The organism is Pseudomonas sp. B34(2017) (assembly GCF_002112915.1).
Lineage (GTDB): Bacteria > Pseudomonadota > Gammaproteobacteria > Pseudomonadales > Pseudomonadaceae > Aquipseudomonas > Aquipseudomonas pharyngis.
The window spans coordinates 1-23,752 of record NZ_NEJA01000002.1 but is presented as its reverse complement, the minus strand read 5'-3'; the positions used below and the strand labels follow the sequence as shown (position 1 = coordinate 23,752).

Here is a 23,752-nt window from a genome sequence, read left to right as displayed (position 1 = left end):
TGTTTCTCCTGATTGAAAAAGTGAAAAGTCAGAACCGCGTGCTTTTGAGAAATTCCGCCAGCCGCGGCGATTGAGGACGCTCGAACAGTTCCTTGGGAGGCCCCTGCTCTTCGATGCGCCCCTGATTCATGAAAACGATCTTGTCCGATACCTCGAAGGCAAAACGCATTTCGTGGGTCACCAGCAACATGGTCATACCGTCCTCGGCCAGGCCTTTGATCACGTTCAGCACTTCGCCGACCAGTTCCGGATCGAGGGCCGAGGTGACTTCGTCGAACAGCATCAGGCTCGGGTTCATCGCAATCGCCCGGGCAATCGCCACGCGCTGCTGCTGACCGCCGGACAACTGGCCGGGAAAGTGATTGCGCCGTTCCAGCAGACCGACCCGCTCCAGCCATTTTTCGGCCAGGGCCACGGCTTCGTCCTTGTGCATCTTTTTGACTTTGAGCAGGCCGAGCGTGACGTTCTGCAACGCGGTCAGGTGCGGGAACAGGTTGAATTGCTGAAACGCCATGCCGGTCATCGCCCGATGACGGGCAATGACTTTTTCCGGGTGGCGCACGCGTTTGCCGTTGAGTTCGTCATAGCCGATGGATTCGCCGTCGAGCAGGATCTGCCCGCCCTGGAATTCCTCAAGCATGTTCACGCAGCGCAACAGCGTGGTCTTGCCCGAGCCACTGGAGCCGATCAGCGTCACCACGTTGCCGCGCTGCATGCTCAGGTCGACGCCCTTGAGCACTTCGACCGCGCCGTATTGTTTGTGCAGGCCACGGATGTCCAGCAGGGGCTGACCGTTCTGGACGTTGGAAACTTGAGCTTGAGTCATGGCAGGGCCACCCGCTTTTCAATGTGCCGGCCGAGTAATTCGATGCCGTAGTTGATGACGAAGAACAGAAAACCGGCGAACAGGTAAAACTCCAGAGTCATGAACGTCCGGGCGATGATCTGCTGAGTGCTGAGCAACAGCTCGGCCACGCCGATCACCGACAGCAAGGTCGAGGCCTTGACGATTTCCGTGGACGAGTTGACCCAGGTCGGCAGGATCTGCCGCAGCGCCTGAGGCAACAGCACGTAGCCGAGGGATTGATAGAACGTCAGGCCGATGGCCTTGCCGGCTTCCATCTGCCCGCGTGGCAACGCCTGCAACGCACCGCGCACGATCTCGGCTACGTGGGAGCCGCAAAACAGCGTCAGCCCGAGGGCGCCGGCCTGAAATGCACTGATCTGCCAACCAAGCGCCGGCGCCATATAGAAGCAGGCCAGCACCAGCACGAACACCGGGGTACCGCGAATCAGGTCGACATAAAAGCGGAACGGCGCGCGCATCCAGAACTTGCCGTAAGTCAGCACCAGCCCGGCAAACACACCGATGACCGTGCCGAACAGAATCGCCAGCGCCGACACCTGCACGCTGGTCAGAAAGCCTTGCCACAAGGCTTCACGGGCAATCCACAACTCATGCAACCAATTGGGGGATTGGTACATCGCAGCCTCCTATCGGCGGATTGCCAGACGCTGCTCGAGATAACGCAGCAGCATGGCTATGAGGTAACAGGCCGCGACATACAACGCCGTGGTTACCAGCCAGGTTTCGATCACCCGGTAGCTCTCGACGTTGATCTTGCGCGCGTAATAGGTCAGCTCCGGCACCGCGATCGCGGCGGCCAGCGAGGTGTCCTTGAACAGCGAAATGAAGTTGTTCGACAGCGCCGGCAGCACGTTGCGCAACATCACCGGCACGGTGACGTAGGCTTTCACCTGCCACTCGCCCAGACCGATGGCCAGCCCGGCTTCGCGCTGGCCTTTGGGGATGCTCAACAAACCGCCGCGGAACACTTCGGTCAAGTACGCCCCGGCATACAGCGACAGCGTGATGATGAACGACGGGATCTTGTCCAGCCGAATCCCCAGGCTCGGCAACGCAAAATAGATCAACAGAATCAACACCAGAATCGGCGTGTTACGGATCACCGTCACATACACCGATGCCAGCACCCGCAAGGCGCGATGCTTGGACAGCAAGGCAAACGCCATCAGCAGGCCGATCACGCAGCCGATGGCGATCGACACCAGCGCCAGTTCGAGGCCCAGACCGAGCCCCGCCAGCAAGGTGTCGAAATCGCGCCACACGGCAGCAAAGTTCAACTGATAGTTCATGGTCGGCAGTACCTTGAGCGGGGCGCGTCAGAGCGCCCCACTCTCACGGGATCATTTGAATTCGACAGGGAAACCGATGGCGGGCGATGGCAGATCGACGCCGAACCATTGCTTGAACGAGGCGGCATAAGTCGGGAACTCGACGCCGGTCATGGCTTCATGCAGCGCGGTGTTGACGAAGTTCAGCCAGTCCTGATCGCCACGTTTGACGGCGCAGGCGTAGGTCTGCGGGCTCCAGGCGTACGTCGGGCTGCGGTAGCGGCCAGGGTTCTGCACCATCAGGTATTTGACCGAAGACTGGTCGGTGGCAGCGGCATCGGCGCGACCGGAGTTCACGGCCTGGTACATCAGATCGACGCTGTCGTACTGATCGACCTTGGCCTTGGGCAGCGCCTGATGCACCAATTCCTCGGCATACACGTTCTGCAATACGGCTACGGTCACGCCATCGCCCCCGGCCTGCAGGTCTTCGATTTCCTTGTACTTGCTGTTGTTCGGCAGCAGCAGGCCGACGCCTTCGCGGTAGTAAGGCAGAGTGAATGCCACTTGCTGCGCACGGCTGGCGGTGACAGTGATGAACTGACAGCTCATGTCGACCTTGTCGGTCAGCAGGTTGGGAATCCGCGCATCGGACGACTGCACCACGAACTCGACCTTGCTCGGGTCATTGAACAGCCCTTTTGCCACCATCCGCGCGATGTCGATATCAAAGCCCTGCAACTTGCCGTCCGCGCCCTGGAAGTGCCACGGCGCGTTGGTACTGCCGGTGCCCACAATCAGTTTTCCACGGGCCAGGACGCTGTCGAGCTTGCTGTCGGCCGCTTCGGCCATACCCATGACAGCGGAAGAAGCCGCGAGAACAAAAACACACGCTTTGAACAAGGAAGGTCGGCGATGCATGGCAAGCACTCCAGAGGATTGTTTATTCCGCTATACCGGAACACGGTTTGTTACTACGGAATAGACAGCAGAAAGTGTGCCACAGGATTCGCGGGGAATCTGCACCCGTTTGAAAATTCACAGGAATCAAAGAGATACGTAAAACGGAAAAATAGAGAAACAGCGAGAGCGCGGAGCGTGCGCTACCGTTGGCTACAACAATGCGGGTAACAGGTTCCCAGTCGGTGCACGGGTGATCGATTCAGGGGCAGCGTTTATCTCCGAGAACCTAGCTCAAAGGTCGTCTATCGAAACTTTTATGGTCGGATCATTTTCCCGCTCCTTGCAGAGAGCTATCAGCTCCAGATCCTCAAGGCGATTCATAAGTGCCTCATCGATTCGTACTACGGAAACTGCTTTCAAACCTGCATCGCTGCCCATCAGGAGCTCCTATGATAAATGCCTGAAAACGATACCAGCTGCCTTGCCTCCGCGGATCTGAGTCTTCTGAGGGAATGCTCTTGCATCAAAGTAGGACGAAATCATCCTTTGCAGGACCTACCTGTAATTTCTGACAGTAGACCGCCGTTTTGCCCTGCTTTAACGTCAAAGGCCTTCCAGATTCATTGTTCAGGAGGCTCCGATGACGACACCGACTCGATATTCAGCGTTGCCCCCGACGTACCGGAAAGTCTTGAAAGCCAGGCGCCTTGTTGTCCTGTATTTCTTCAACGAGCACTGCGGTGCCTGCGTGTCTTCCGGCCCCGTTTTTCTCGAGATCGCCAAGCCCTTTCGGCCCTGGATGGATATCTTCATGCTCGATACCGCACAGTCGTGTCGGCATCCGGATGTCAAGGGCACACCGACGGTGCTGTTCTACAAGGAAGGGGTTCTGGTCAAAATACTGAAAGGCATCGGTACAGAGGAATCCCTGCGTCACAACTTCACCCAACACCTCGGCAAAACCAGGCACTGCGCTGCACCACGCAAACCGAGCCATGACCTGAACTGGCTGCATCACACCCTCCGCACCCTCTGCACCGTCCACCGCGCAAAACGGTGGAACCTTTCCTGAAAGTGCCATCCAAGCGCCATCAGGCAGTTGCACCTTCGCTGCTATTGATCTGTAACAACTAGCCTCGAGACCGGATTGGACAAGCTCCCATCCGGCTGCTTTTCTTTATTTCTCAGAAAGAGAAGAGTGCTGCCGGCCCTCGGGTCGCAGCCTTGCTACGTCCCAGGAGGGGTCAATGTCCTTTAAAGTCATGATGGTTTTCGGCACCCGCCCGGAGGCCATCAAAATGGCTCCGCTGGCCCGGATTCTGCGTCAGGGGCCCGACATCACACTCAACATCTGCTCCACCGGTCAACATCGCGAGATGCTCACTCAAATGCTGGACGCGTTCGAACTGACGGTCGACGAAGACCTGCAAGTCATGACCCAAGGCCAGACCCTGAACGGTCTGTCGCAACATCTGCTCGCCCAGCTCGATCAGGCCTACGAGCGGGTCAAACCGGACATCGTGCTGGTCCACGGCGACACCACTACCAGCTTCATCGCCGCCCTCGCCGCCTTCAATCGTCAGCTGCCCATCGGTCACGTCGAAGCCGGTCTGCGTACCGGCAATCTGCGCGCGCCCTGGCCCGAGGAAGCGAATCGGCGCCTGACCGGCGTGATAACCGACCTGCATTTCCCGCCGACCTCCAAATCCGCTGCCAATCTGCTGCGCGAAGGCGTACCCGAAGACAACATTGAAATCACCGGCAACACTGTGATCGATGCCTTGCTGTGGATGCGCAAGCACCAGCAGGACATCGATTGGCATCCGCCCGCCGATTCGCCTCTGGCGGCAATTGATGACCAGCGCCGGATGATTCTGGTGACCAGCCATCGACGGGAAAATCTCGGCGACGGTTTCCGCAATATCTGCCAGGCCCTGGCCGAACTGGCCGAACAATACCCGGACGTGCAATTCGTTTATCCGGTGCACCTCAATCCGCTGGTGCAGGAGGTGGTGTACGGCATGCTCGCCGACAAACCGAACATCTATCTGGTGCCACCGCAGGACTATCCGAACTTCGTCTGGCTGATGGGCCGCGCGCACTTCATCCTGACCGACTCCGGCGGCGTCCAGGAGGAAGCGCCGGCAATCGGCAAACCGCTGCTGGTACTGCGCGACGTCACCGAACGGCCTTCCGTGCTCGAGAGCGGCACCATGCTGCTGGTGGGCACGGACAAGGCGCGCATCGTCAAGGAAGCCCGCCAACTGCTAGACGACCCGGACACTTACGCCCGCATGAGCCGCGTGCACTTCCCCTATGGCGACGGTCACGCCAGCGAACTGATCGCCACCCGCCTCCACGCCTGGCTGAGCGCACACTCGGCGGTGGGTAAAGGGGTATGAGTCTGGGTTGGGTCGATTTCTTCGCGTATGTGCTGTTCGGTCTCAAATATGTGGCGATTGCCCTCGCCCTGCTGATGTTCATCCTCGGCCTCGATGACCTGTTCATCGACCTCGTGTACTGGAGCCGCAAGTTCATCCGGCGCTGGCGGATCTACGAAAAATTCAAGCGCGCCGACGAGGAGCGCCTGTATTCGATTCCCGAGAAGCCGCTGGCAATCATGGTGCCAGCGTGGAACGAAGTCGGCGTGGTCGGCGAAATGGCGCGTCTGGCCGCCTCGACCATCGACTACGAGAACTATCAGATTTTCGTCGGCACCTACCCTAACGATGCCGACACCCAGGCCGATGTCGACGCGGTGTGCCAGCACTACCCCAACGTGCACAAAGTGGTTTGCGCCCGACCCGGCCCGACCAGCAAGGCCGACTGCCTGAACAACATCATCGACGCGATCCTGCGCTTCGAGAGCGAGGCGAAAATCCAGTTCGCCGGGTTCATCCTGCACGACGCCGAAGACGTGATTTCGCCGATGGAATTGCGCCTCTACAACTATCTGTTGCCGAACAAGGACCTGATCCAGATTCCGGTCTACCCCTACGCGCCGGAGTGGAAAGGCTTCACCGCCGGGCACTACGTCGATGAGTTCGCGGAAAACCACGGCAAAGACGTCATTGTTCGCGAAGCCCTCACCGGTCAAGTGCCCAGCGCCGGCGTCGGCACCTGCTTCAGCCGCAAGGCCATCAGCGCCCTGCTGGAAGACGGCGACGGTATTGCCTTCGATGTGCAGAGTCTCACCGAAGACTACGACATCGGCTTCCGGCTCAAGCAGAAAGGCATGAAATGCATCTTCGCCCGTTATTCGGTCAGCGATCCAAAACTGGCACTGGAGCAACCCTGGGTGTTCGGTATGAACCGCGAGTTCTCCCAGGTGATCTGCGTGCGCGAGCACTTTCCCCGCGACCTTCAACACGCGATCCGGCAGAAATCGCGGTGGATTGTCGGCATCGTGTTCCAGGGCACCAAGAACCTGGGCTGGAGCCGCAAGGGTCTGCTCAATTATTTCCTGTGGCGCGACCGTCGCGGGCTGATCGCCTATTTGCTGAGCTTTCTGGTGAACCTGCTGTTCCTGGTGCTGCTGGCGATGTGGGCGGTCACGATCATTTCCCCGGACTCGTGGCGTTATCCCTCGATCCTCGCGGACAGTTCGCTGCTCTCGGTGCTGCTGTGGCTCAACGGCCTGATGCTGCTCAACCGCCTGTTCCAGCGCGGCTGGTTTGTCACTCGTTACTACGGATTGGTTGAAGGTCTGCTGTCAGCGCCGCGCATGATGTGGAGCAACTTCGTCAACTTCTTCGCCAACCTGCGCGCCCTGCGTCAGGTGATGGAAATGGGCGATTCGCGACGCGTGGCCTGGGACAAGACCACCCACGAATTCCCGGCGCTGACCAAGGCCCAGCGCACTCCACTTGGCCATCGGCTGGTGGAAAAAGGCCTGCTTACCGAAGAGCAACTGGAAGCGGCGATCACCAGCCCGGTACGCCGGCGCCTCGGGCGCGAACTGCTTTTGCGTGAATACATCAACAGCACCCAACTTGTGCAAACCCTGGCCGAACAGCTTGATCTGGAATGGGCGCCACTCAATCCGTTCAAGCTCGACAAACGCCTGATCGATGCCGTACCGCGCCGGGTCGCTTCCCACTACGGCATTTTGCCGGTGGCCGAAGAAGGCGACACCCTGATTCTGGCCTCCGAAGGCCCGGTCAGCCAGGTCTCGCTGGGCGCCATCAGCCGTCAATTGAAACGCCCGGTGCGCAGCCGTCTCGCACCACAGGGCCGCGTCACATTGGGGATTCGCTACTGGTACGCCAGCCCCCGCCAGAATGAGGAAGTGCGTCATATGCTCGAAGTGCTTGAGCGCCATCAGGACGATGAGGCCCTGCTGGAACGGGTCAGTCGCCATCAAGTGCTGCTCGGCAATCTGTTGCAGGTGCGCGGCATGGTGCCGCCCACCCTGTTCAATCAGGCGCTGATCGACTTCGATGCCGAGAAGATGTCACTCGGTGAACACCTGATTTCTCGGGGCATGATTACCCAGGAAGTACTGGAACAGGCGCTGGCTGATCAGACCAGCGAACAGCAAGCTGCCTACCGCATTGTCCGGGAGGTCGCATGAAGCCTGTGCATCGTCAAACCTTGCTGATGGGCAGCCTGCTGCTGGGCCTGAGCACCACGTATCCGCTGCAAGCGGCACCACTGAGCGACTTTGAACAGTTCCGCAGCTATCCCTACATGGACCGCAGCTATCGCGAGGCGAAAAAGGGTAACTGGAAAGAAGTCGAACGCCTGATGCGCCACTTGCTGGAAAAGGTCCCGAAAAATGACGAGGCCCGGGCACTGCTGGTGGAGTCCCTGGCCAAGCAGCGTCGTTACAAGGAAGCGCTGCAAGCCTTGCCGGACAACAGCGAAGCGCTGCTCGACCTGCGCCTGACCTGGATCGAACAGGATCCTCCGACCAGCACGCAAGTGGAAAGCTGGATGGCCACCAGCAACCTGAATGACCGCGTGCGCCTTTGGCAGGCCTACAGCCTGAGCCTGGCCAAGTTCGGCGGCGCGGCCAAGGCCCACGACTGGCTGGCGCAACTGGCGCCCAAGGGCGATGACAATATCCTGCGTCTGGCCCGCGCCAACTGGTCGGAGCAACTGCGCGACTGGAGCGGCACCATCGACCAACTGGCACCGCTGGCCGCACGCAAACAACTGGACGCCGAAGGCTGGCAACGTCTGGCCAATGCCTACGTGCAACGCCTCGATGAAAAGCCGCTGCAGCAACTGCTGCAACAGGCGCCGAGTCCCGAAGCCGCGCGCAACATTCGCCTGGCGATGGTCGATCGCGCCATCGCCATGGGTCACGAGCAACAGGCCCAGCGCTGGATGCAGTCGCTGCCGGCCAGCGACCTCGCCGATCCGGCGCAACGACAGCGTCTGTGGGAACTGGCACGCAAGACCGAAGACGTGCCCACCGTGCAGCGTCTGAGCAACGATCTGCAACGTCCTTGCCTGGAAACCGCCGAATGGCTGTCGCGGCAGGATCCGGAAGCGGCGCTCAAGCAACTGCGCAATTGCACGCCAACGGACGACCCACAAACCTGGCTGGTACTCGCCCAGCGCCTGCAAGCCACGGATCTGTTGCAAAGCACCCGTCTGCCGGAGCCTTGGGACAGCCGTCGGCAAACGCAGGTGCTCGACATCTGGCAGGAGCAAGGTCGCAGCGCCGAGGTCAACGCGTGGCTGGCCGGTCAGCAACAGACGCCCGATATCGTCAAGCGCCGAGCCGAACTGACACAGCGCATGGGGCGAATGATCGAAGCGCAAACCCTGTGGGAACTGCATTACCGGCAAACCGACAATCTGTCCTCGCTGAATCAGGCCACCTATCTGGCAGTGAATGCGGGTGATCGCGCGCATGCCCAACAGTTGCTGGAATCCGCGTTCGATCGTCATGGCGGGCGTTTGCCGGCGACGGCGTTGCAGCGTCTGGCCGGTTTGTATGCCGCAGCGCCCTCCACGACTCCGGAGCAACAGCGACGCATGGCGCTCCTGCTCAACCGGGTGGACGGTGCCACGCGCGGCCAACTGCTCGCGCAACTCGCGGAGACCGGCCAGTGCGACGCCGTGCAGCATGCCATCGGCAGCCACCCGCAAGCGGCTGGCGATTACCGCGCGCTCGGTCGCTGCGCCATGCCTGATCGCCCGGGTGAGGCCGTCGTCTATTACCAGCAGGCTGAAAAACTCGGTGATCGCGGCAGTCGTCTGCCGCTGGCCTATGCCCTGGAAGCGGCCGGTGATTCTGCCGGTGCGCTGGCCATCTGGCGCAGCTTCCCGACCGCCGAACTCAGCGACAACGCGCGTCTGACAGCCAGTCGCAGCGCACTGAATGTCGGCGACAGCCAGACCGCAGAAACCTACTGGCAACAAAGCACCACTCGCGGCGCCAATGAGTGGGCCCTCGGCGCAGCCATCGCCGACGCACGGGGTGATCACGCCCAGGCACTGCAACGTCAGCGGCAGGCCCTGCAACAGGCTCCGGATGCCGGCCACTTCTACGCCGCATCGGTCACAGCGCAAAAGGCCGGGGACTTGCCGCAAAGCACTGCATGGCTGGCCGAAGCGGTACACCACGAGCCGAACAACCCGCGTTATCGCGCCGACTACGGCATGCGTCTGGCCGGTGCCGAAACCCGCGAAGAGCGCGCCACGGCGATTCCGTATCTGCAACAGGCGACCCGGGATTTCCCCGAGGATTACCGCCTCGGCGAAACCCTGGCCTGGCGCTACGACGAAGTGGAAGACAGCGCCTCCGCACGCAAGGAACTGCGCCGGGTGATCGATCTGGAGCAGAACCCGGTGGCGGCGGATGACGAAGACGGCAGCATGGAGGCCCGCCGTTATCGCCAGCGCCGCGCCCATGAAACCTTGTCCCGGCGTGACAGCCGGACGATTGCCAGCACCTGGTCGCCGGCCGGGATCTCCACCAACGACTTCGTGCGACCGGACGACAGCAAAGGTTCACGCCGTCGCTCGGATTCGCAGAATGTGCAACTGGCAATGTGGGACCACGCCCTGGGCGAAGAACCAAGCCGCGCCGGCAGCACGCTGTCGGTGTACGGACGTGTCTTGCTGGGCGGACAAGGTCGCTCCAGTTACGCCGAGTCCCTCGCCGCCGGTGTCGGCCTGCGCTACAAACCGTGGGGCACACAGAACATCAACTTCTACGGCGAGATCTACAAGCAGAGCCAGTTCGACGATGACGACAGTCACAGCCTGAGCCTCGGCCAGATGCTGGTGCCGGAAAAGCTGTTCGATCAGGTCAACGATCACCGCAAGGACGGCCACACCACCACTGATTACCTGCTGCGCGCCACCGCCTCATTCCTCGATCAGGGCCAGTACCGCAACGACTGGCGTGTCGACGAAAACGACTGGGACGAGCGTTTCCTGTACCTCGACGCCGCGTGGTGGACCAAGGCCGGCGATCACCAGTGGCTGTCGCGGTTCCAGCAAGGTCATGCATGGAAACTGCCGTTCAGCGGAGCCCAGACGATCATGCCTTACGGCTTCCTCGAATTTGCCAGCCAGGACCCGAGCAACGACTGGCGCCAGGACCTGCGCACCGGTGTCGGTCTGCGCTGGCAATGGTGGTACGACGAGGATCGCTACAACGCCTACCGTTCGAAACTGACGATTCGCACCGAATATCAACAGTCGCTGGGCGGCAATCTGTATGAAGGCGGCAACGGTGTGCTGCTGGGCGTGGAGTGGAATTTCTGATGGCTCGATGGATGCTGTGTTTGTGTTTGCTGATGAGCGCCACCGTCGCGAAGGCCGATGAGCGGCTGTTCTATCAGCCGCTGAATGTCGATGCCGGCCTGACGCAGGCGCAGTGGCAGAAGGTCTGGCAAGACACCGCGAAACAAGGCACGCGAACCGTGATCGTGCAGTGGACAGCCTATGGCGACTCGGACTTCGGCGGCGCCAATGGCTGGCTCGCCAACAGCTTGAAACTCGCTCAACGACAAGGTCTGCAACTGGTGCTCGGCCTGGCGATGGACCCGGCTTACTACAAGCGCATCGATGAACTGGACAGCGCCGGCCTCGGCGCCTACTGGCAGGCGCAACTGGGCCAGTCGCTCGCCCAGCAGCAGAAGCTGCGGCAGGACTGGAAGCTGCCGGTCAGCGGCTGGTATCTGCCGCTGGAACTGGATGACCTGCACTTTCTGGCGGCAGATCGACGGGCCACGCTTCAGCGTCAGTTGAAGGATTTCGCCACGAAGCTGGATGCGCCGCTGCATGTCAGCGCCTTCAGTGCCGGCAAGCTGGCTCCGGCGGTCAACGGCCAATGGCTGGGCGAATTGACGGCGGCGGGTGCGCAGGTCTGGTGGCAGGACGGCGCGGGCACCGGTCGTTTGTCACCGCTGGTGCGCAACGGTTACGCCAGTGCACTGCCCTGTTCCGTGGGGATCGTGCGCGAAGCCTTCCGGCAGGTCAGCCGCGAGGGCGAGCCCTTCCGTGCCGAACCGGCCAGCCCGGATGCGACCTCGACCGGCTGTCATCAGAACGCGGTGTTTTCCCTGCGCTATCGACCGTGGGGCTCGGTCATCCTCGACAACCAACGCAAGCATCCGGGCAGCAATGTACAAAACCATTGAAGACGAAGTCCTGAAGAAGACCGCACCCGCCGAACTGTGGAGCGAGTTCATCCAGCATGAATTCGAGCGGCTGCATTCGTTCTGCCTGTTGATCTACCTGGCGAGCATCGGCATCTGGCTCGCCTTCGACCTGATCGTCAGCTTCATCGGCAATCAGGGATTCACCTGGCGTTCGATGGTGTTCATCGCGGCCTTTGCGATTCTTGCTGTGGTGTTGATGTTCACCCGCAAGGCTCGACACTTCGACTGGCTGAACCTGACATTCGTGGTGATCATCACACTCGGCATCCGAATGGTGATCGACGGCCTGCCGCCGACCTTTCATGGCATCTGGCTGGTGCTCGCCGCAGCCACTACGTTGTACAGCGCCTCGGTACTGCCGCTCAGCCGCTGGTCGTTCTTCGGTGCCCAGGCCATCACCTGGCTGGTGCTCAATCCGTTCATGAACACCGGCATCGACCTGCTGGAACTCAAAGGCGTGATGACCATCGCCTACAGCGTTTTTCTCTGTGCTTTGACGATCTATACGTTTCTGAAGCTGCGCGAGGCCAAGCTCTACAACTACATCATGTCCAAGCTGTTGCTGGATCAGGCCTACAACGACACCCTCACCGAAATTCCCAACCGTCGCTCGTTCATGAGCCGCGCCGGAAAAACCCTGCAAGCCGTGCCTCGTGAGCACGACCATTACCTCGCGATGATCGACATCGACAACTTCAAGAAAGTGAATGACGTCTACGGCCATGACATCGGCGATGAAGTGCTCAAGCGCATCGCGGCGGACATCAAAACCGTGATGTCACGCTTCGAATACGCCCGACTGGGCGGCGAGGAGTTTGCGATCTACCTGGCCGGTGTGCGCCGCGAGGATGTCGAGGCGCTGGCCGGGGAATTGTGCCGGGTGGTGCGTGAGCAACCGACCCGGCACCCGGTGACCATCAGCATCGGTCTGGCCCGGGTCGAAGATGGCGACACCCTGAACCAGGCGCTGATCAAGGCTGACGAAGCACTGTATGAGTCAAAGCATACCGGCAAGGACCGCTACACTTTTCATCAATGAGCCCGTCAGGCCTCACGCACCAGTAACACCCGTGTCACACGACGTTCTTCGACCGCCATCACGGTCATGCCCCAGCCTTCATGCTCCAGTCGATCGCCCTTCATCGGCAGGCGATCCAGCAGGCTCATCACCAGTCCGGCCAAGGTCTGATAATCCTCGGTCGGCTCGGCGCGAAAACCGGTGTGCTCGCGGATGCGGGTCAGGTTCAGCGCACCATTGACGATAAACCCGCCCTGCTCCTCGACCACGTCGGGGCCGGCGATTTCACTGGCATCCGGCAGTTCACCGGCAATCGATTCGAGAATGTCGGTCATGGTCAACACCCCCACAAAGTCACCGAACTCGTTCACCACAAAGGCAATGTGGGTCGAGGCCGCACGCATTTGTTCCAGTGCGTTGAGGATCGAATAACTGTCCAGCAGATTGACGGTCTTGCGCGCCAGGTGTTCAAGGTTCGGCTCGTTGCCGGCCAGATACTCCTTGAGCAGTTCCTTCTTGTGCACGAAGCCCAGCGGCTCATCCACTGCGCCGTTACGAATCAGCGGCAAGCGCGAGTAGGACGAATGCATCAACCGCGTACGAATAGCCTCGGCGTCGTCCGCCAGATCAATGTGATCGACATCGGCGCGCACTGTCATCAAGGCGCGAATCGGTCGTTCGGCCAGTTGCAGCACACCACTGATCATCACCCGCTCGCGACGGTCGAACAGCTCCGCGCTCGGCGCTTCACCGTTGTCCAGCAAGTCGGAAATCTCCTCGCCGACCTCTTCCTCCGCCAGTTTGCGACCACCCAACAGACGCATCACCGCATGGGCCGTGCGCTCACGCATCGGGCGCAAGCCCTGCATCGAGCGCTTGCGACGAGCGCGGGCGGTCTGGTTGAAGATCTCGATCAGGATCGAGAAACCAATGGCCGCGTACAGATAACCTTTCGGTATGTGGAAACCCAGGCCTTCAGCGGTCAGGGCAAAACCGATCATCATCAGGAAGCCCAGACACAGCATGATCACCGTCGGGTGGGCGTTGACGAAGCGGGTCAGCGGCTTGCTGGCAACGATCATCACACCGATGGACACGACCACCGCGATCATCATCACCGCCAGTTCATCGACCATGCCCACGGCAGTAATCACCGCGTCCAGGGAGAACACCGCGTCGAGCACGACGATCTGCGCCACGATCGGCCAGAACAGCGCATAAGCGGTGTTGGTCGAGCGCTCGCCGATGTGGCCTTCCAGCCGTTCGTGCAATTCCATGGTCGCCTTGAACAACAGGAACACACCACCGAACAGCATGATCAGGTCACGGCCGGAGAAGCTCTTGCCGAACACCTCGAACAACGGTGCCGTGAGGGTGACCAGCCAGGAAATACTCGCCAGCAGGCCAAGACGCATGATCAGCGCCAGGCTCAAACCGATGATGCGTGCGCGGTCGCGCTGATGCGGCGGCAGTTTGTCCGCCAGAATCGCGATGAACACCAGGTTGTCGATACCCAGTACCAGTTCCAGCACGATCAGTGTCAACAAGCCCAGCCACGCCGTGGGATCCGCTAACCATTCCATAATCTGTCTCTATCTCTCGTCAGTGAATTCAGGCGGCCGGACACGGCAAAGTACGACGGGAAAGCTCGAAGGCTGCGCCAACAACGATAGTCGGTAGTCGGTAGACCGGATGTTGCGAGTGCGTCAAGACCGCGCGGTGGCGCGAGGGGAACAGGGTTCTTTGAATAGAACTGGGAGGCTCCGAGAGGGTGTTCATGCAAATCCTGAATGAAAAAAGGCCTTGAAGCGTACAGGCTCTGATGACTTTTCCTACAGCTGGAAATCATTTCAAAATCTGTACGCCGCCTGCCTATCGCCGCTCTCGTCAGCATCGGCAGCCAACGGATGCGCAAGGGCTAACGCCCGGAAAACCGCAGGCGAGACAACTGGCGCAGATCGCCCTCGACGTAGTAGTCGTTGGTCCAGCTGTCATCCGCCGCCAACGGCTGCACCTGCTTCAACGCCAGTTTTTTCGCGAAGTAGCGAAAACGGTAATGCTCGTAGAACCGCAGCAGTTCCAGGCCATAGCGATCCGCCAGATCGGTGTCGCCGCGAATGATCAGGTAGTTTTCGTCATTGCCGTTGCTGGCCGATGAACTGAGGTTGTGGCTGCCGCTGATGATGGTCGGGCTGTCGCTGGTGAAGTCGGTGACCACCGCTTTGGTGTGCACCAGCAGGTTGCCTTTCTGGCCTTTCATGTTTTCCCGCAACCAGCCTTCCAGCCCGGTGTTGAGCAACGCGGTGGCGGCGAATTCGGCAGTTCGGTCGGCGTGAAACCCGGTGATGCGGCTGACCGTGTTTTGCAGGCCGTAACGCAGGATGTCGTCGTGGGGCTGGCCGAGCAACGCGTTGAGAATCGCGTCGGGCAAGGCGAAGGCGGTGACGAACAGCAGGTCTTTTTTCGCCCCCTCGATGATATCGACGAACTCCCGCAGATCCGCGCCGCCGGTACGCGGGGAGAACCCGGCGAACAGGGGCTGCGCCGGGTTCATCGGGTTGTGTTGGGTGATCCAGTCGCGGGTGGCGCCGACGTCCGCTGGCTCGGTCCAGATCTGCTCGAAGGTTTTCAGGTAACTCGCGCTGACCGCCGCATCGTCCAGCACATGCACTACGTTGGCCTGGCGGTACACGCCATTGGCCGTGAAGTTGGTGCTGCCGCACAGCACCGCTTGCGGCTGGCGCTCACCGCCTCCGTCGAGGCGGCTGAGGACGATGAACTTGTTATGGAAAATGTTGTGAGTGACCCGCCCGCGCTTGCTGCTCGCCGGCAGTTTCGCAAGGCTTGCTTCGTTGATCGTCGTGTCTTCGTCGTCGGGCCGGGCGTGATACAGCACACGCACCTGAACACCTCGATCGAACGCCGCGTTCACCGTGTCGACGATGGCTTGCAACTGGTATTCGTAGATCGCGATGTCCAGTGCCCACTGGCCGTCGACTGCACGCTCGATAAAGCCTTGCAGACGCCCGAGCAGACCGTTCTCCAGCCACTGACGCGCCGCATCGGGCCAGGCTTCGATGGGCAGGTTTTTGTTGGCACTGATCTGTGCGTCGAGATCGGGGAATTTGCGCTGAAACGCCTGGCTCGCTGCCACGGCACGGTTGAAGATCACGCCCTGACTGGCAGGATGACCGTCATCAGAACGGATCGTCAGCTCCAGCGCTTCGCCGAGTTGCGGCGCATCCGGCGTGCCATACGCCAGGTGCACGCGATAGTGGATCGTCATGCCTGGATTGACCGCGTAATCGGCCCAGCGAAATTTCTGCAACGGCGCCTTATCGCTCGGCGTGGCGTGGAACTGCGCGAAGGTATGGGCCCTGCCGGGAAAGGTCAGGCTGTTGAACAGGAACAGCCACGGTTTGTCGCCCTGCTGCTTTTCGATGGCAAACCCCAGCAGGCCTTTGCGCCGCGGTTCGGCGAGGTCCATGGCGAGCAGCACGCCGTTGGTGCCGGCGTAGGCCTTGACGCGAAAATCGTCCTGCGGATTGGCGACCAGTACGCGCATGATTCACTCCTTGTGAATTGGCCTGAATGCAGCATAGCCCTCAGACCGACAATAACTCGTCGATATGCCGGTAATCCGCGTCCAGCGCTGTCGCCAATTGCCTTGCGCGCTTCAGGCGGATCGGCCCGCGCTCGATATCGATCAACAGGCCCGGACACGCGAGCGCCGGCAGTTGCGGCCAGTCTTTCAAACGGCCATCGGTGATCACCAGCAACCGTTGCTGTTCAGCGGGGAAACGCTTGCGCCGCACCGTCAGCCAATGCCCGGCTTCCGTCAGCGCTGCCAACAGAGGCGTGCCGCCTCCCGCACCCAATCCATCGAGCCACGCACGCAACCCGCTGGAAGCCTTCAGCCCTTGCACCTGCCATTTCGGCACGGCGCCGCTTGCGGTCAGCAACGCAAGGCGCGCGCGCTGCCGGTAAGCGTCATCGAACAGTTGTGCGAGCACGCCCTTGGCATCGCTCAGCGCCTGATGACGACGGGTCGAGGCCGAGGCATCGACGATCACCAGCCACAGTTCATGGGGCGTGCGGGTGCGCAGTTGAAACAGCAGATCCGCCCGGGTTTTCGGGCGGCCATTGAGCAAGGTTCCGGGCCAGTTCACCGAGCCACTGCGAGCGGCATGACGCTTGCCCTGGCGGCCGTTATCGAGGCGTCCGGCGCGGGGTCTGGCATTCGCCCCCGCGTCGGATCGGGGGCGAATGCCTAACGCTTTTTTTGTAGGTGTGGCGGCCAGGTAGGGACTTCGCGGCGTGCGCCGGTAGCCAGTGCCGGCGCCGGCATTTCTCCCCACTGGCCCTGCCCCTCGCTCGGCTCGGCGTTAGTGCCGGACGGCGATTGCGCCGGTGGCTGCGAGCTGGTCGAAGACTGTTCGCGACGACGATGACGCAATGCGAACTCAGCCACCGCATCGATATCCTGCTCGGCGATGGCGTCCGCACCGCGCCACGCCGCATGCGCCCGCGCGGCACGCAGCCAGACCAGATCGGCGCGCAAACCGTCGACGCCTGCCGCGAAGCAGCGCTCGGTGATCTGTGCCAGCGCCGCGTCATCCAGCGGGATGCCAGGTAAAACCTTGCGGGCGTTCTCGCAGCGCTGACGCAGAGCTTGCTGCTCAACCTCCCACTGCGCACAGAACGCCTGCGGATCGCTGTCGAAATCCAGTCGACGACGAATGATCTGACCGCGCTCGGCCGGCGCCGTGTGACCGCTCAGGGCGACGTTCAAACCAAAGCGATCCAGCAATTGCGGACGCAATTCACCCTCTTCCGGGTTCATCGTGCCGATCAATACGAACTTCGCCGAGTGCCGATGGGAAATGCCATCGCGCTCGATCAGGTTAGTGCCGCTGGCAGCCACATCGAGCAGCAAGTCCACCAGATGATCCGGCAGCAGATTCACTTCATCGACATACAACACGCCGCCGTCAGCCTTCGCCAGAACGCCGGGAGAAAACTGCGCACGACCGTCGCTCAACGCCGCGTCCAGATCCAGTGTGCCGACCAGTCGCTCTTCGGTGGCGCCCAACGGCAAGGTGACAAACTGACCACTGGCCAGCAGATCCGCCAGGCCCCGGGCGAGCGTCGACTTGGCCATGCCGCGCGGGCCTTCGATCAGCACGCCGCCGATCTTCGGGTCGATGGCCGTCAGGTACAGCGCCAGTTTCAGATCATCGGCGCCAACCACGGCGGAGAGCGGGAAATGCGAAATGTCGGTCATGTTCAGTCTTAGCTCTCTTCTTCTATGTCCAGCAGCAGGTTTTCCAGAGCTTCTTTGTAGGCGCCCGGTTCCTGCCACATCCCGCGCTGCTGCGCTTCGAGCATGCGTTCGGTCATGTCGCGCAGTGCGTGGGGATTATGCTCGCGCACGAACTCGCGGGTCGCCGGGTCCAGCAGATACGCATCGGCCAGCAAGGCGTACTGATGGTCGTCGATCAGTTGCGTGGTGGCGTCGAAGGCGAACAGGTTGTCGACCGTCGCCGCCAGTTCGAACGCGCCTTTATAGCCGTGGCGCTTGACCCCGTCGATCCATTTCGGATTCGCCGCCCTCGAGCGGATAACTCGGTTCAGTTCTTCCTTCAAGGTGCGGATCTTCGGCAGGTCCGGCTGACTGTGATCGCCGTGATAACTGGCCGCCGCTTCGCCGCGCAGGCTTTCCACGGCGGCGAGCATGCCGCCCTGGAACTGGTAATAGTCGTTGGAATCGAGCAGGTCATGCTCGCGGTTGTCCTGGTTTTGCAGCACGGCCTGCACCTGGCTCAGGCGCTGGACGAATTGCTCGCGGGCGGCAGTGCCTTCGTCGGAACCACCGTAAGCATAGGCGCCCCAGTTCAGGTAGACCTCGGCCAGATCTTCGCGGGTTTGCCACAGGCGACCATCGATGGCGCCCTGCACGCCCGCGCCATAGGCACCGGGCTTGGCACCGAAGATCCGCCAGCCGGCCTGACGTCGGGCAGCCTCTTCGTCCAGCCCGGACTGACGCAACGCCTCACGTTCGGCACGCACCTTGGCGGCCAACGGGTTGAGGTCGTCCGGCTCGTCCAGTTCGGCCACGGCTTGCACGGCGGCGTCGAACAGGCGGATCAGGTTGGCGAACGCATCGCGGAAAAATCCGGAGACCCGCAGCGTGACATCGACCCGAGGCCGGTCGAGCAGGCTCAGCGGCAGAATCTCGAAATCATCGACCCGCTGACTGCCGGTGGCCCATACCGGGCGCACGCCCATCAGCGCCATGGCCTGGGCGATGTCGTCTCCGCCGGTACGCATGGTCGCGGTGCCCCACACCGACAGGCCGAGCTGGCGCAGGTGATCGCCGTGATCCTGCAGGTGTCGCTCGAGAATCAGGGTCGCGGACTGGAAGCCGATTCGCCACGCCGTGGTAGTCGGCAGGTTGCGCACGTCCACGGAGTAAAAATTGCGACCGGTGGGCAGCACATCGAGGCGACCGCGACTTGGCGCGCCGCTCGGGCCGGCCGGGACGAAGCGGCCGCTCAGGGCATCAAGCAGGCCACGCATTTCGGCCGGGCCGCAGGCGTCGAGGCGTGGGGCGATCACTTCGCGGAGGTTGTCGAGGATTGCACCGACTTCAACCCAGCGCGGCTCGCTCCCACAGGGGGATGGCAGTGACTGGGAGATCAGTTGGGTGGCGAACAGCTCCAGACGTTCGCGAGTATCCCCCGCCGTACGCCAGACTTCATCGCTCAGCGATTGCAATTCCATTGGGCGCGGGCCGGTCCAGGAATCAGCCAGTGCACAATCCAGCGGATCGAACCCCAACTGAAACGCTTTCGCCAACGCCCGCAACAAACTCGATTGCGCGCCTTTGCCATCGCCACGCGGAATCCGCAGCAACGCCAGCAACGTGTCGATGCGCAGCCGACCACTCGGCGACTCTCCAAAGATGTGCAGACCATCGCGGATCTGCGACTCCTTCAAATCACACAGATAAGTATCCAGACGCGGCAGCCAGATCGCCGCATCGGCATCGCTGTCGAGGGCTTCGTCGAGTTGCAGCTCGCGGTCGATCTGCGTGTCACGCACCAGTTGCAGAATATCGCGCTGCAATTCCCGGGCGCGGCGCGGATCGAGCAACTGAGCTTCGTAATACTCGTCTGCCAACAGCTCCAGATTACGCAGCGGACCATAGGTTTCGGCGCGAGTCAGCGGCGGCATCAGGTGGTCGATGATCACCGCCTGAGTGCGACGTTTGGCCTGGGCGCCCTCGCCCGGATCGTTGACGATAAACGGATAGATGTTCGGCAGCGGCCCGAGCAGCGCGTCCGGCCAGCAGTTCTCCGACAGACCCACGCCTTTGCCGGGCAGCCATTCGAGGTTGCCGTGCTTGCCGACGTGGATCACGCCGTGAGCCCCGTAGGTCTGGCGCAGCCAGAAATAGAACGCGAGGTATGCGTGCGGCGGCACCAGATCCGGGTCGTGATACACCGCGCTCGGATCGACCTGATAACCCCGCGCCGGTTGAATGCCGACGAAAGTCAGGCCAAAACGCAGGCCAGCGATCATCATCCGCCCGTCCCGGCACATCGGATCGTTTTGCGGCGAACCCCAGCGCTCCAGCACTGCCGTGCGGTTGGCTTCGGGCAGTGCGTTGAACATCGACAGGTAATCATTCATCGCCAGGCTTTGCTGGCACGGGCGCTGATCGAGGGTGTCGAGGTCATTGCTGACGCCACCCAGCAATTGCCGGATCAGTTCGGTGCCGCTGTCCGGCAGTTCGGCGGGCAGCGGATAACCTTCGGCCCGCAATGCCCGCAGGATATTCAGCGCGGCAGCCGGCGTGTCGAGGCCGACGCCGTTGCCGATGCGCCCGTCCCGGGTCGGATAGTTGGCGAGGATCAGGGCGATGCGCTTTTCAGCGTTCGGCACCCGCGCCAGATCGACCCAGCGTCGCGCCAGTTCGGCGACGAAATCCATGCGCTCGGGTTGGGCCCGATAACACACCACGTCGGACTGACTGCGCTCGCTGCGCCAGGCCAGATCCTTGAAGCTGATCGGCCGACTGATAATCCGGCCGTCCAGTTCCGGCAAGGCGATGTGCATCGCCAGATCCCGGGGGCCGAGGCCCTGCTCGCTCTCGCGCCAGCCAGGCTCGTTGTCTTGGGCGCAAATCGCCTGGATCACCGGAATGTTGCGACGGAACGGCCGCAGATGCGGCGCTTCCGGGCTGGACTGGGCGAAACCAGTGGTGTTCAGAATCACCGAGGCCTCGACTTCATCCAGCCAGCCCTCGACCACCGACAGGCAGCCGGGCTCTTTCAAACTGGCCACGGCGATCGGCAGCGGATTGAGTCCGGCCGCCTGAAGCCGTTGGCAGAACACGTCGATAAACGCCGTGTTCGCCGCTTGCAAATGCGAGCGATAAAACAACACCGCCGACACCGGTTGACCGGGCAGCCAATCGGCTTGCCAGTCACTCAGTGCGGCGGTGTTTTTGTTCGGATGATATATCGCCGTGCGCGGCAGCGTTTGCGGCTCGCCCCACACGTAATCCCGCGCCAGCCAGCGATTGGCCAGGCAACGGAAAAAGTCCAGCGCATTGCCCATGCCGCCCTGACGCAGAAACTGCCAGAGCCGGTCGCGATCCTCGGCGCCCACGGTGCTCAAGTCGCTGAGTTCCGGGTCGGGCCGGTCATCGCCCGGCACCAGAATCACCTGCACGCCACGCTCGGACAACTCGACCAGCCGCTCGACGCCATAACGCCAATAAGCGATGCCGCCGTGCAGCGAAATCAGAATGACCTTGGCGTGGCGCAGTACCTCATCGACATAGAGGTCGACCGACGCATGGTTCTGCACCTGCATCGGGTTGGCCAGCCGCACGCTCGGGTAATCCTCAGGCAGTTGCTGCGCGGCTTCGGCGAGCAGCGCCAGGCTGGAATCGCCGCTGCACAGGATCACCAGCTCGGCGGGGGTTTGTCCAAGGTCGGCAATGTTGTCATCCGACACGAAACCGCCGGGCTGGGTCCTGAGCAGGTGCATGGCTTAAACGCTGAGCGCGGCGCGCAGTTGCGCTTCGAGCTGGGCGGCGTCCAGCTCCTGACCGATCAACACCAGACGCGTCACGCGCGCCTCATCGGCGCCCCACTGACGGTCGAAGTGCTTGTCGAAACGAGTGCCCACACCCTGAACCAACAGACGCATCGGCTTGTTCGGGATCGCCGCGAAGCCTTTGACTCGCAGGATGCCGTGCTGAACCACCAGTTGCGTCAATGCGTCGAGCAGCAGGCTTTCGTCGGCTTGCGGCAGCTCGATGGAAATCGAATCGAAGGCGTCGTGATCGTGGTCATCATGATCGTCATCGTCGTGGTGGTGATCGTGATGGCTGTGCCGGCTGTCGATGTGTTCTTCGGAACCGGCGCCGAGGCCGATCAACACGTCCAGCGGCAGACGACCATTGCTGGCTTCGATGATTTTCACTGCTGGCGGCAGCTCTTCGGCGACTTCCAGACGGACGCGCGCGAGGTCTTCAGGGCTGGTCTGGTCGGCCTTGTTGAGAATCACCAGGTCGGCGCTGGCCAGTTGGTCGGCGAACAGTTCGTGCAGTGGCGATTCGTGATCCAGGTTCGGATCGAGCTTGCGCTGGGCGTCGACCTGATCCGGGAACGCGGCGAAGGTGCCAGCGGCCACGGCCGGGCTGTCGACCACGGTGATCACCGCGTCAACGGTGCAGGCGCTGCGGATTTCCGGCCACTGGAAGGCTTGCACCAGCGGCTTTGGCAGGGCCAGGCCCGAGGTTTCGATCAGGATGTGATCGAGGTCGCCGCGACGGGCCACCAGTTCACGCATCACCGGGAAGAACTCTTCCTGAACCGTGCAGCACAGGCAACCGTTGGCCAGTTCGTAGACGCGGCCGGTGGCTTCTTCTTCGGTGCAGCCGATGGTGCATTGCTTGAGGATTTCACCGTCGATGCCCAGCTCGCCGAACTCGTTGACGATTACCGCGATACGGCGGCCCTGGGCGTTGTCGAGCATGTGCCGCAGCAAGGTGGTTTTGCCCGAGCCGAGGAAGCCAGTGACGATGGTGACGGGGAGTTTGGCCAGTGTTTTCATCGGATGCCCTTTGGCAAGGTGGCGGGCATACGGGACGAGACCGGCAACGCGAGTGCGTGCCTGGAGAGTTCGCCACCGGATCACCCCGCCCGGTTGAAAGTGAGAATCTGTGACGAGGCAGGTCTCCTGGCTGACGGTGTTCGGGCCTTGGCCCGGTATTCGCTGCGCCTTCCCGCTGGCTCTGGATTGAGTTGGCAGTGGCGTGGCAGCGAACAGCACCGTTCACAGTTGCGGGGGCAGCCGCGGCTTGGACCGCGTTCCCTTCTTAGCTTCGGCGTGGGCCGAAGAACCTCGAAAGCGCAAGGCTACGCAGGGTGTGGGGATGGGTCAATGGTTGGTGGATTTTGAGATTGGGGGCATATCCGTTGCTTCGGGTGCTGCCGCTGGCGGTTTCGCTCTTACAGCGAGTCCCTTTTTCAAACGCCAAAAAGGAACCAAAAGGCTTTTGCCCCGGCGTACGGCACTTCGCTTAGGCTCAGTGTTCCCTCGCTACGGTGTCCATCAGGGGGCATCGCCTACGGTTTGCTTCGCTGCACCTCCTCTCGATGTATGCGGCTGCGCCGCACGGCGCTGCGCGCCTACCCCCTGATGGACACCTTCGCTCGGCCTGCCGAAGAGGCAAAAAATCAAAAGCAGATCAAGAGCCAGATCAAGAGCCAGATCAAGAGCCAGATCAAGAGCCCCTCACCCTAGCCCTCCCGAAACGTCGGACCGCCCGTAGGGAGAGGGGACTGACCGAGTGGTTTGGGAGAGGTTCGCCGACGTGCGATACCGCGTTGAACTCAGGCTTTGAAAAGCACAAAAAACGGCTCCCTCTCCTCGGGGAGAGGGCTGGGGTGGGTAAAGACCGGGTACATCCTTTACGTTTGAGACCGGGGACATGGTTTACAGGTATCAATCATGGTCAGGAGGTGCTGACCATGCCCTGGAATCAAGA

The 23,752-nt window shown here is 61.6% G+C and carries 17 protein-coding genes and 1 riboswitch; of the genes, 6 read left to right on the top strand and 11 right to left on the bottom strand.

All coding sequences use genetic code 11. The features are described from left to right. Positions 1 to 28: 28 nt before the first annotated feature. The 5 genes from CAF80_RS05665 to CAF80_RS05645 all read right to left on the bottom strand — a co-directional run bounded on the left by CAF80_RS05665 (position 29) and on the right by CAF80_RS05645 (position 3,477). Positions 29 to 826 carry an amino acid ABC transporter ATP-binding protein gene (locus tag CAF80_RS05665; protein WP_011334480.1) on the bottom strand — a complete coding sequence of 266 codons (798 nt, stop codon included), beginning with the start codon at positions 824 to 826 and terminating at the stop codon, positions 29 to 31. Further along, positions 823 to 1,485, bottom strand: coding sequence for an amino acid ABC transporter permease (locus CAF80_RS05660; protein ID WP_074690364.1), 663 nt, complete (start codon positions 1,483 to 1,485; stop codon positions 823 to 825). Before CAF80_RS05660 ends, CAF80_RS05665 begins: the two co-directional genes overlap by 4 nt. A 9-nt stretch (positions 1,486 to 1,494) precedes the next feature. Then, entirely contained in the window at positions 1,495 to 2,157 is a 663-nt protein-coding gene (locus CAF80_RS05655; RefSeq protein ID WP_059405928.1) for an amino acid ABC transporter permease, read from the bottom strand. 51 nt (positions 2,158 to 2,208) lie between these two features. Further along, the gene (locus CAF80_RS05650; RefSeq protein WP_039768800.1) at positions 2,209 to 3,057 is read right to left on the bottom strand and encodes a transporter substrate-binding domain-containing protein; all 849 of its coding nucleotides are present in this window, start codon (positions 3,055 to 3,057) and stop codon (positions 2,209 to 2,211) included. Positions 3,058 to 3,330: 273 nt separating this feature from the next. Further along, the gene (locus tag CAF80_RS05645; protein WP_172829487.1) at positions 3,331 to 3,477 is read right to left on the bottom strand and encodes a hypothetical protein; all 147 of its coding nucleotides are present in this window, start codon (positions 3,475 to 3,477) and stop codon (positions 3,331 to 3,333) included. Positions 3,478 to 3,679: 202 nt separating this feature from the next. Between CAF80_RS05645 and CAF80_RS05640 the strand changes: the two genes are divergently transcribed. The 6 genes from CAF80_RS05640 to CAF80_RS05615 all read left to right on the top strand — a co-directional run bounded on the left by CAF80_RS05640 (position 3,680) and on the right by CAF80_RS05615 (position 12,705). After that, positions 3,680 to 4,111: a co-chaperone YbbN gene (locus CAF80_RS05640; RefSeq protein WP_074690362.1), complete on the top strand. Its 432-nt coding sequence runs from the start codon at positions 3,680 to 3,682 to the stop codon at positions 4,109 to 4,111. 175 nt (positions 4,112 to 4,286) lie between these two features. Further along, entirely contained in the window at positions 4,287 to 5,441 is a 1,155-nt protein-coding gene (gene wecB, locus CAF80_RS05635) for a non-hydrolyzing UDP-N-acetylglucosamine 2-epimerase (RefSeq protein WP_074690360.1), read from the top strand. Beyond that, on the top strand, positions 5,438 to 7,612 hold the full coding sequence (nrfB, locus tag CAF80_RS05630) for a cyclic di-3',5'-guanylate-activated glycosyltransferase NrfB (protein ID WP_074690358.1): 2,175 nt from the start codon (positions 5,438 to 5,440) through the stop codon (positions 7,610 to 7,612). Before wecB ends, nrfB begins: the two co-directional genes overlap by 4 nt. Continuing rightward, entirely contained in the window at positions 7,609 to 10,767 is a 3,159-nt protein-coding gene (locus CAF80_RS05625) for a phage receptor (RefSeq protein WP_074690356.1), read from the top strand. Before nrfB ends, CAF80_RS05625 begins: the two co-directional genes overlap by 4 nt. Continuing rightward, a complete protein-coding gene (locus tag CAF80_RS05620) occupies positions 10,767 to 11,645 on the top strand; it encodes a DUF4434 family protein (protein WP_074690354.1) in 879 nt (292 codons plus the stop codon). The genes CAF80_RS05625 and CAF80_RS05620 overlap by 1 nt, the downstream gene beginning before the upstream one ends. After that, on the top strand, positions 11,629 to 12,705 hold the full coding sequence (locus CAF80_RS05615) for a GGDEF domain-containing protein (RefSeq protein WP_039768809.1): 1,077 nt from the start codon (positions 11,629 to 11,631) through the stop codon (positions 12,703 to 12,705). Before CAF80_RS05620 ends, CAF80_RS05615 begins: the two co-directional genes overlap by 17 nt. A 5-nt stretch (positions 12,706 to 12,710) precedes the next feature. On the opposite strand, the gene CAF80_RS05610 is transcribed toward CAF80_RS05615, so the two are convergent. The 6 genes from CAF80_RS05610 to cobW all read right to left on the bottom strand — a co-directional run bounded on the left by CAF80_RS05610 (position 12,711) and on the right by cobW (position 22,815). Next, positions 12,711 to 14,267 (bottom strand): TerC family protein, encoded by a 1,557-nt coding sequence (locus CAF80_RS05610; protein WP_074690352.1) that lies wholly within the window; start codon positions 14,265 to 14,267, stop codon positions 12,711 to 12,713. A gap of 335 nt (positions 14,268 to 14,602) precedes the next feature. Beyond that, positions 14,603 to 16,249, bottom strand: a complete 1,647-nt coding sequence (locus CAF80_RS05605; protein WP_085666969.1) for a phospholipase D-like domain-containing protein — start codon at positions 16,247 to 16,249, stop codon at positions 14,603 to 14,605. A 40-nt stretch (positions 16,250 to 16,289) separates the two neighbouring features. Further along, on the bottom strand, positions 16,290 to 16,853 hold the full coding sequence (locus CAF80_RS05600) for a VWA domain-containing protein (protein ID WP_085666968.1): 564 nt from the start codon (positions 16,851 to 16,853) through the stop codon (positions 16,290 to 16,292). 101 nt (positions 16,854 to 16,954) lie between these two features. Then, on the bottom strand, positions 16,955 to 17,968 hold the full coding sequence (locus tag CAF80_RS05595) for an ATP-binding protein (protein WP_085666967.1): 1,014 nt from the start codon (positions 17,966 to 17,968) through the stop codon (positions 16,955 to 16,957). Between the two features lie 8 nt (positions 17,969 to 17,976). Further along, complete coding sequence (gene cobN, locus CAF80_RS05590; protein ID WP_039768816.1) at positions 17,977 to 21,744, bottom strand: cobaltochelatase subunit CobN; 3,768 nt, start codon at positions 21,742 to 21,744, stop codon at positions 17,977 to 17,979. 3 nt (positions 21,745 to 21,747) lie between these two features. Continuing rightward, the gene (cobW, locus tag CAF80_RS05585) at positions 21,748 to 22,815 is read right to left on the bottom strand and encodes a cobalamin biosynthesis protein CobW (protein WP_074690344.1); all 1,068 of its coding nucleotides are present in this window, start codon (positions 22,813 to 22,815) and stop codon (positions 21,748 to 21,750) included. 98 nt (positions 22,816 to 22,913) lie between these two features. Next, positions 22,914 to 23,124, bottom strand: a riboswitch (cobalamin riboswitch). Between the last annotated feature and the right edge of the window lie 628 nt (positions 23,125 to 23,752).

Coding starts and splice junctions, on each gene's coding strand:
- cobN (WP_039768816.1), bottom strand. CDS start 21,744: ATGCACCTGCTCAGGACCCAGCCCGGCGGTTTCGTGTCGGATGACAAC.
- CAF80_RS05665 (WP_011334480.1), bottom strand. CDS start 826: ATGACTCAAGCTCAAGTTTCCAACGTCCAGAACGGTCAGCCCCTGCTG.
- CAF80_RS05650 (WP_039768800.1), bottom strand. CDS start 3,057: ATGCATCGCCGACCTTCCTTGTTCAAAGCGTGTGTTTTTGTTCTCGCG.
- CAF80_RS05645 (WP_172829487.1), bottom strand. CDS start 3,477: ATGGGCAGCGATGCAGGTTTGAAAGCAGTTTCCGTAGTACGAATCGAT.
- CAF80_RS05655 (WP_059405928.1), bottom strand. CDS start 2,157: ATGAACTATCAGTTGAACTTTGCTGCCGTGTGGCGCGATTTCGACACC.
- wecB (WP_074690360.1), top strand. CDS start 4,287: ATGTCCTTTAAAGTCATGATGGTTTTCGGCACCCGCCCGGAGGCCATC.
- CAF80_RS05615 (WP_039768809.1), top strand. CDS start 11,629: ATGTACAAAACCATTGAAGACGAAGTCCTGAAGAAGACCGCACCCGCC.
- cobW (WP_074690344.1), bottom strand. CDS start 22,815: ATGAAAACACTGGCCAAACTCCCCGTCACCATCGTCACTGGCTTCCTC.
- CAF80_RS05620 (WP_074690354.1), top strand. CDS start 10,767: ATGGCTCGATGGATGCTGTGTTTGTGTTTGCTGATGAGCGCCACCGTC.
- CAF80_RS05660 (WP_074690364.1), bottom strand. CDS start 1,485: ATGTACCAATCCCCCAATTGGTTGCATGAGTTGTGGATTGCCCGTGAA.
- CAF80_RS05605 (WP_085666969.1), bottom strand. CDS start 16,249: ATGCGCGTACTGGTCGCCAATCCGCAGGACGATTTTCGCGTCAAGGCC.
- CAF80_RS05625 (WP_074690356.1), top strand. CDS start 7,609: ATGAAGCCTGTGCATCGTCAAACCTTGCTGATGGGCAGCCTGCTGCTG.
- CAF80_RS05595 (WP_085666967.1), bottom strand. CDS start 17,968: ATGACCGACATTTCGCATTTCCCGCTCTCCGCCGTGGTTGGCGCCGAT.
- nrfB (WP_074690358.1), top strand. CDS start 5,438: ATGAGTCTGGGTTGGGTCGATTTCTTCGCGTATGTGCTGTTCGGTCTC.
- CAF80_RS05640 (WP_074690362.1), top strand. CDS start 3,680: ATGACGACACCGACTCGATATTCAGCGTTGCCCCCGACGTACCGGAAA.
- CAF80_RS05610 (WP_074690352.1), bottom strand. CDS start 14,267: ATGGAATGGTTAGCGGATCCCACGGCGTGGCTGGGCTTGTTGACACTG.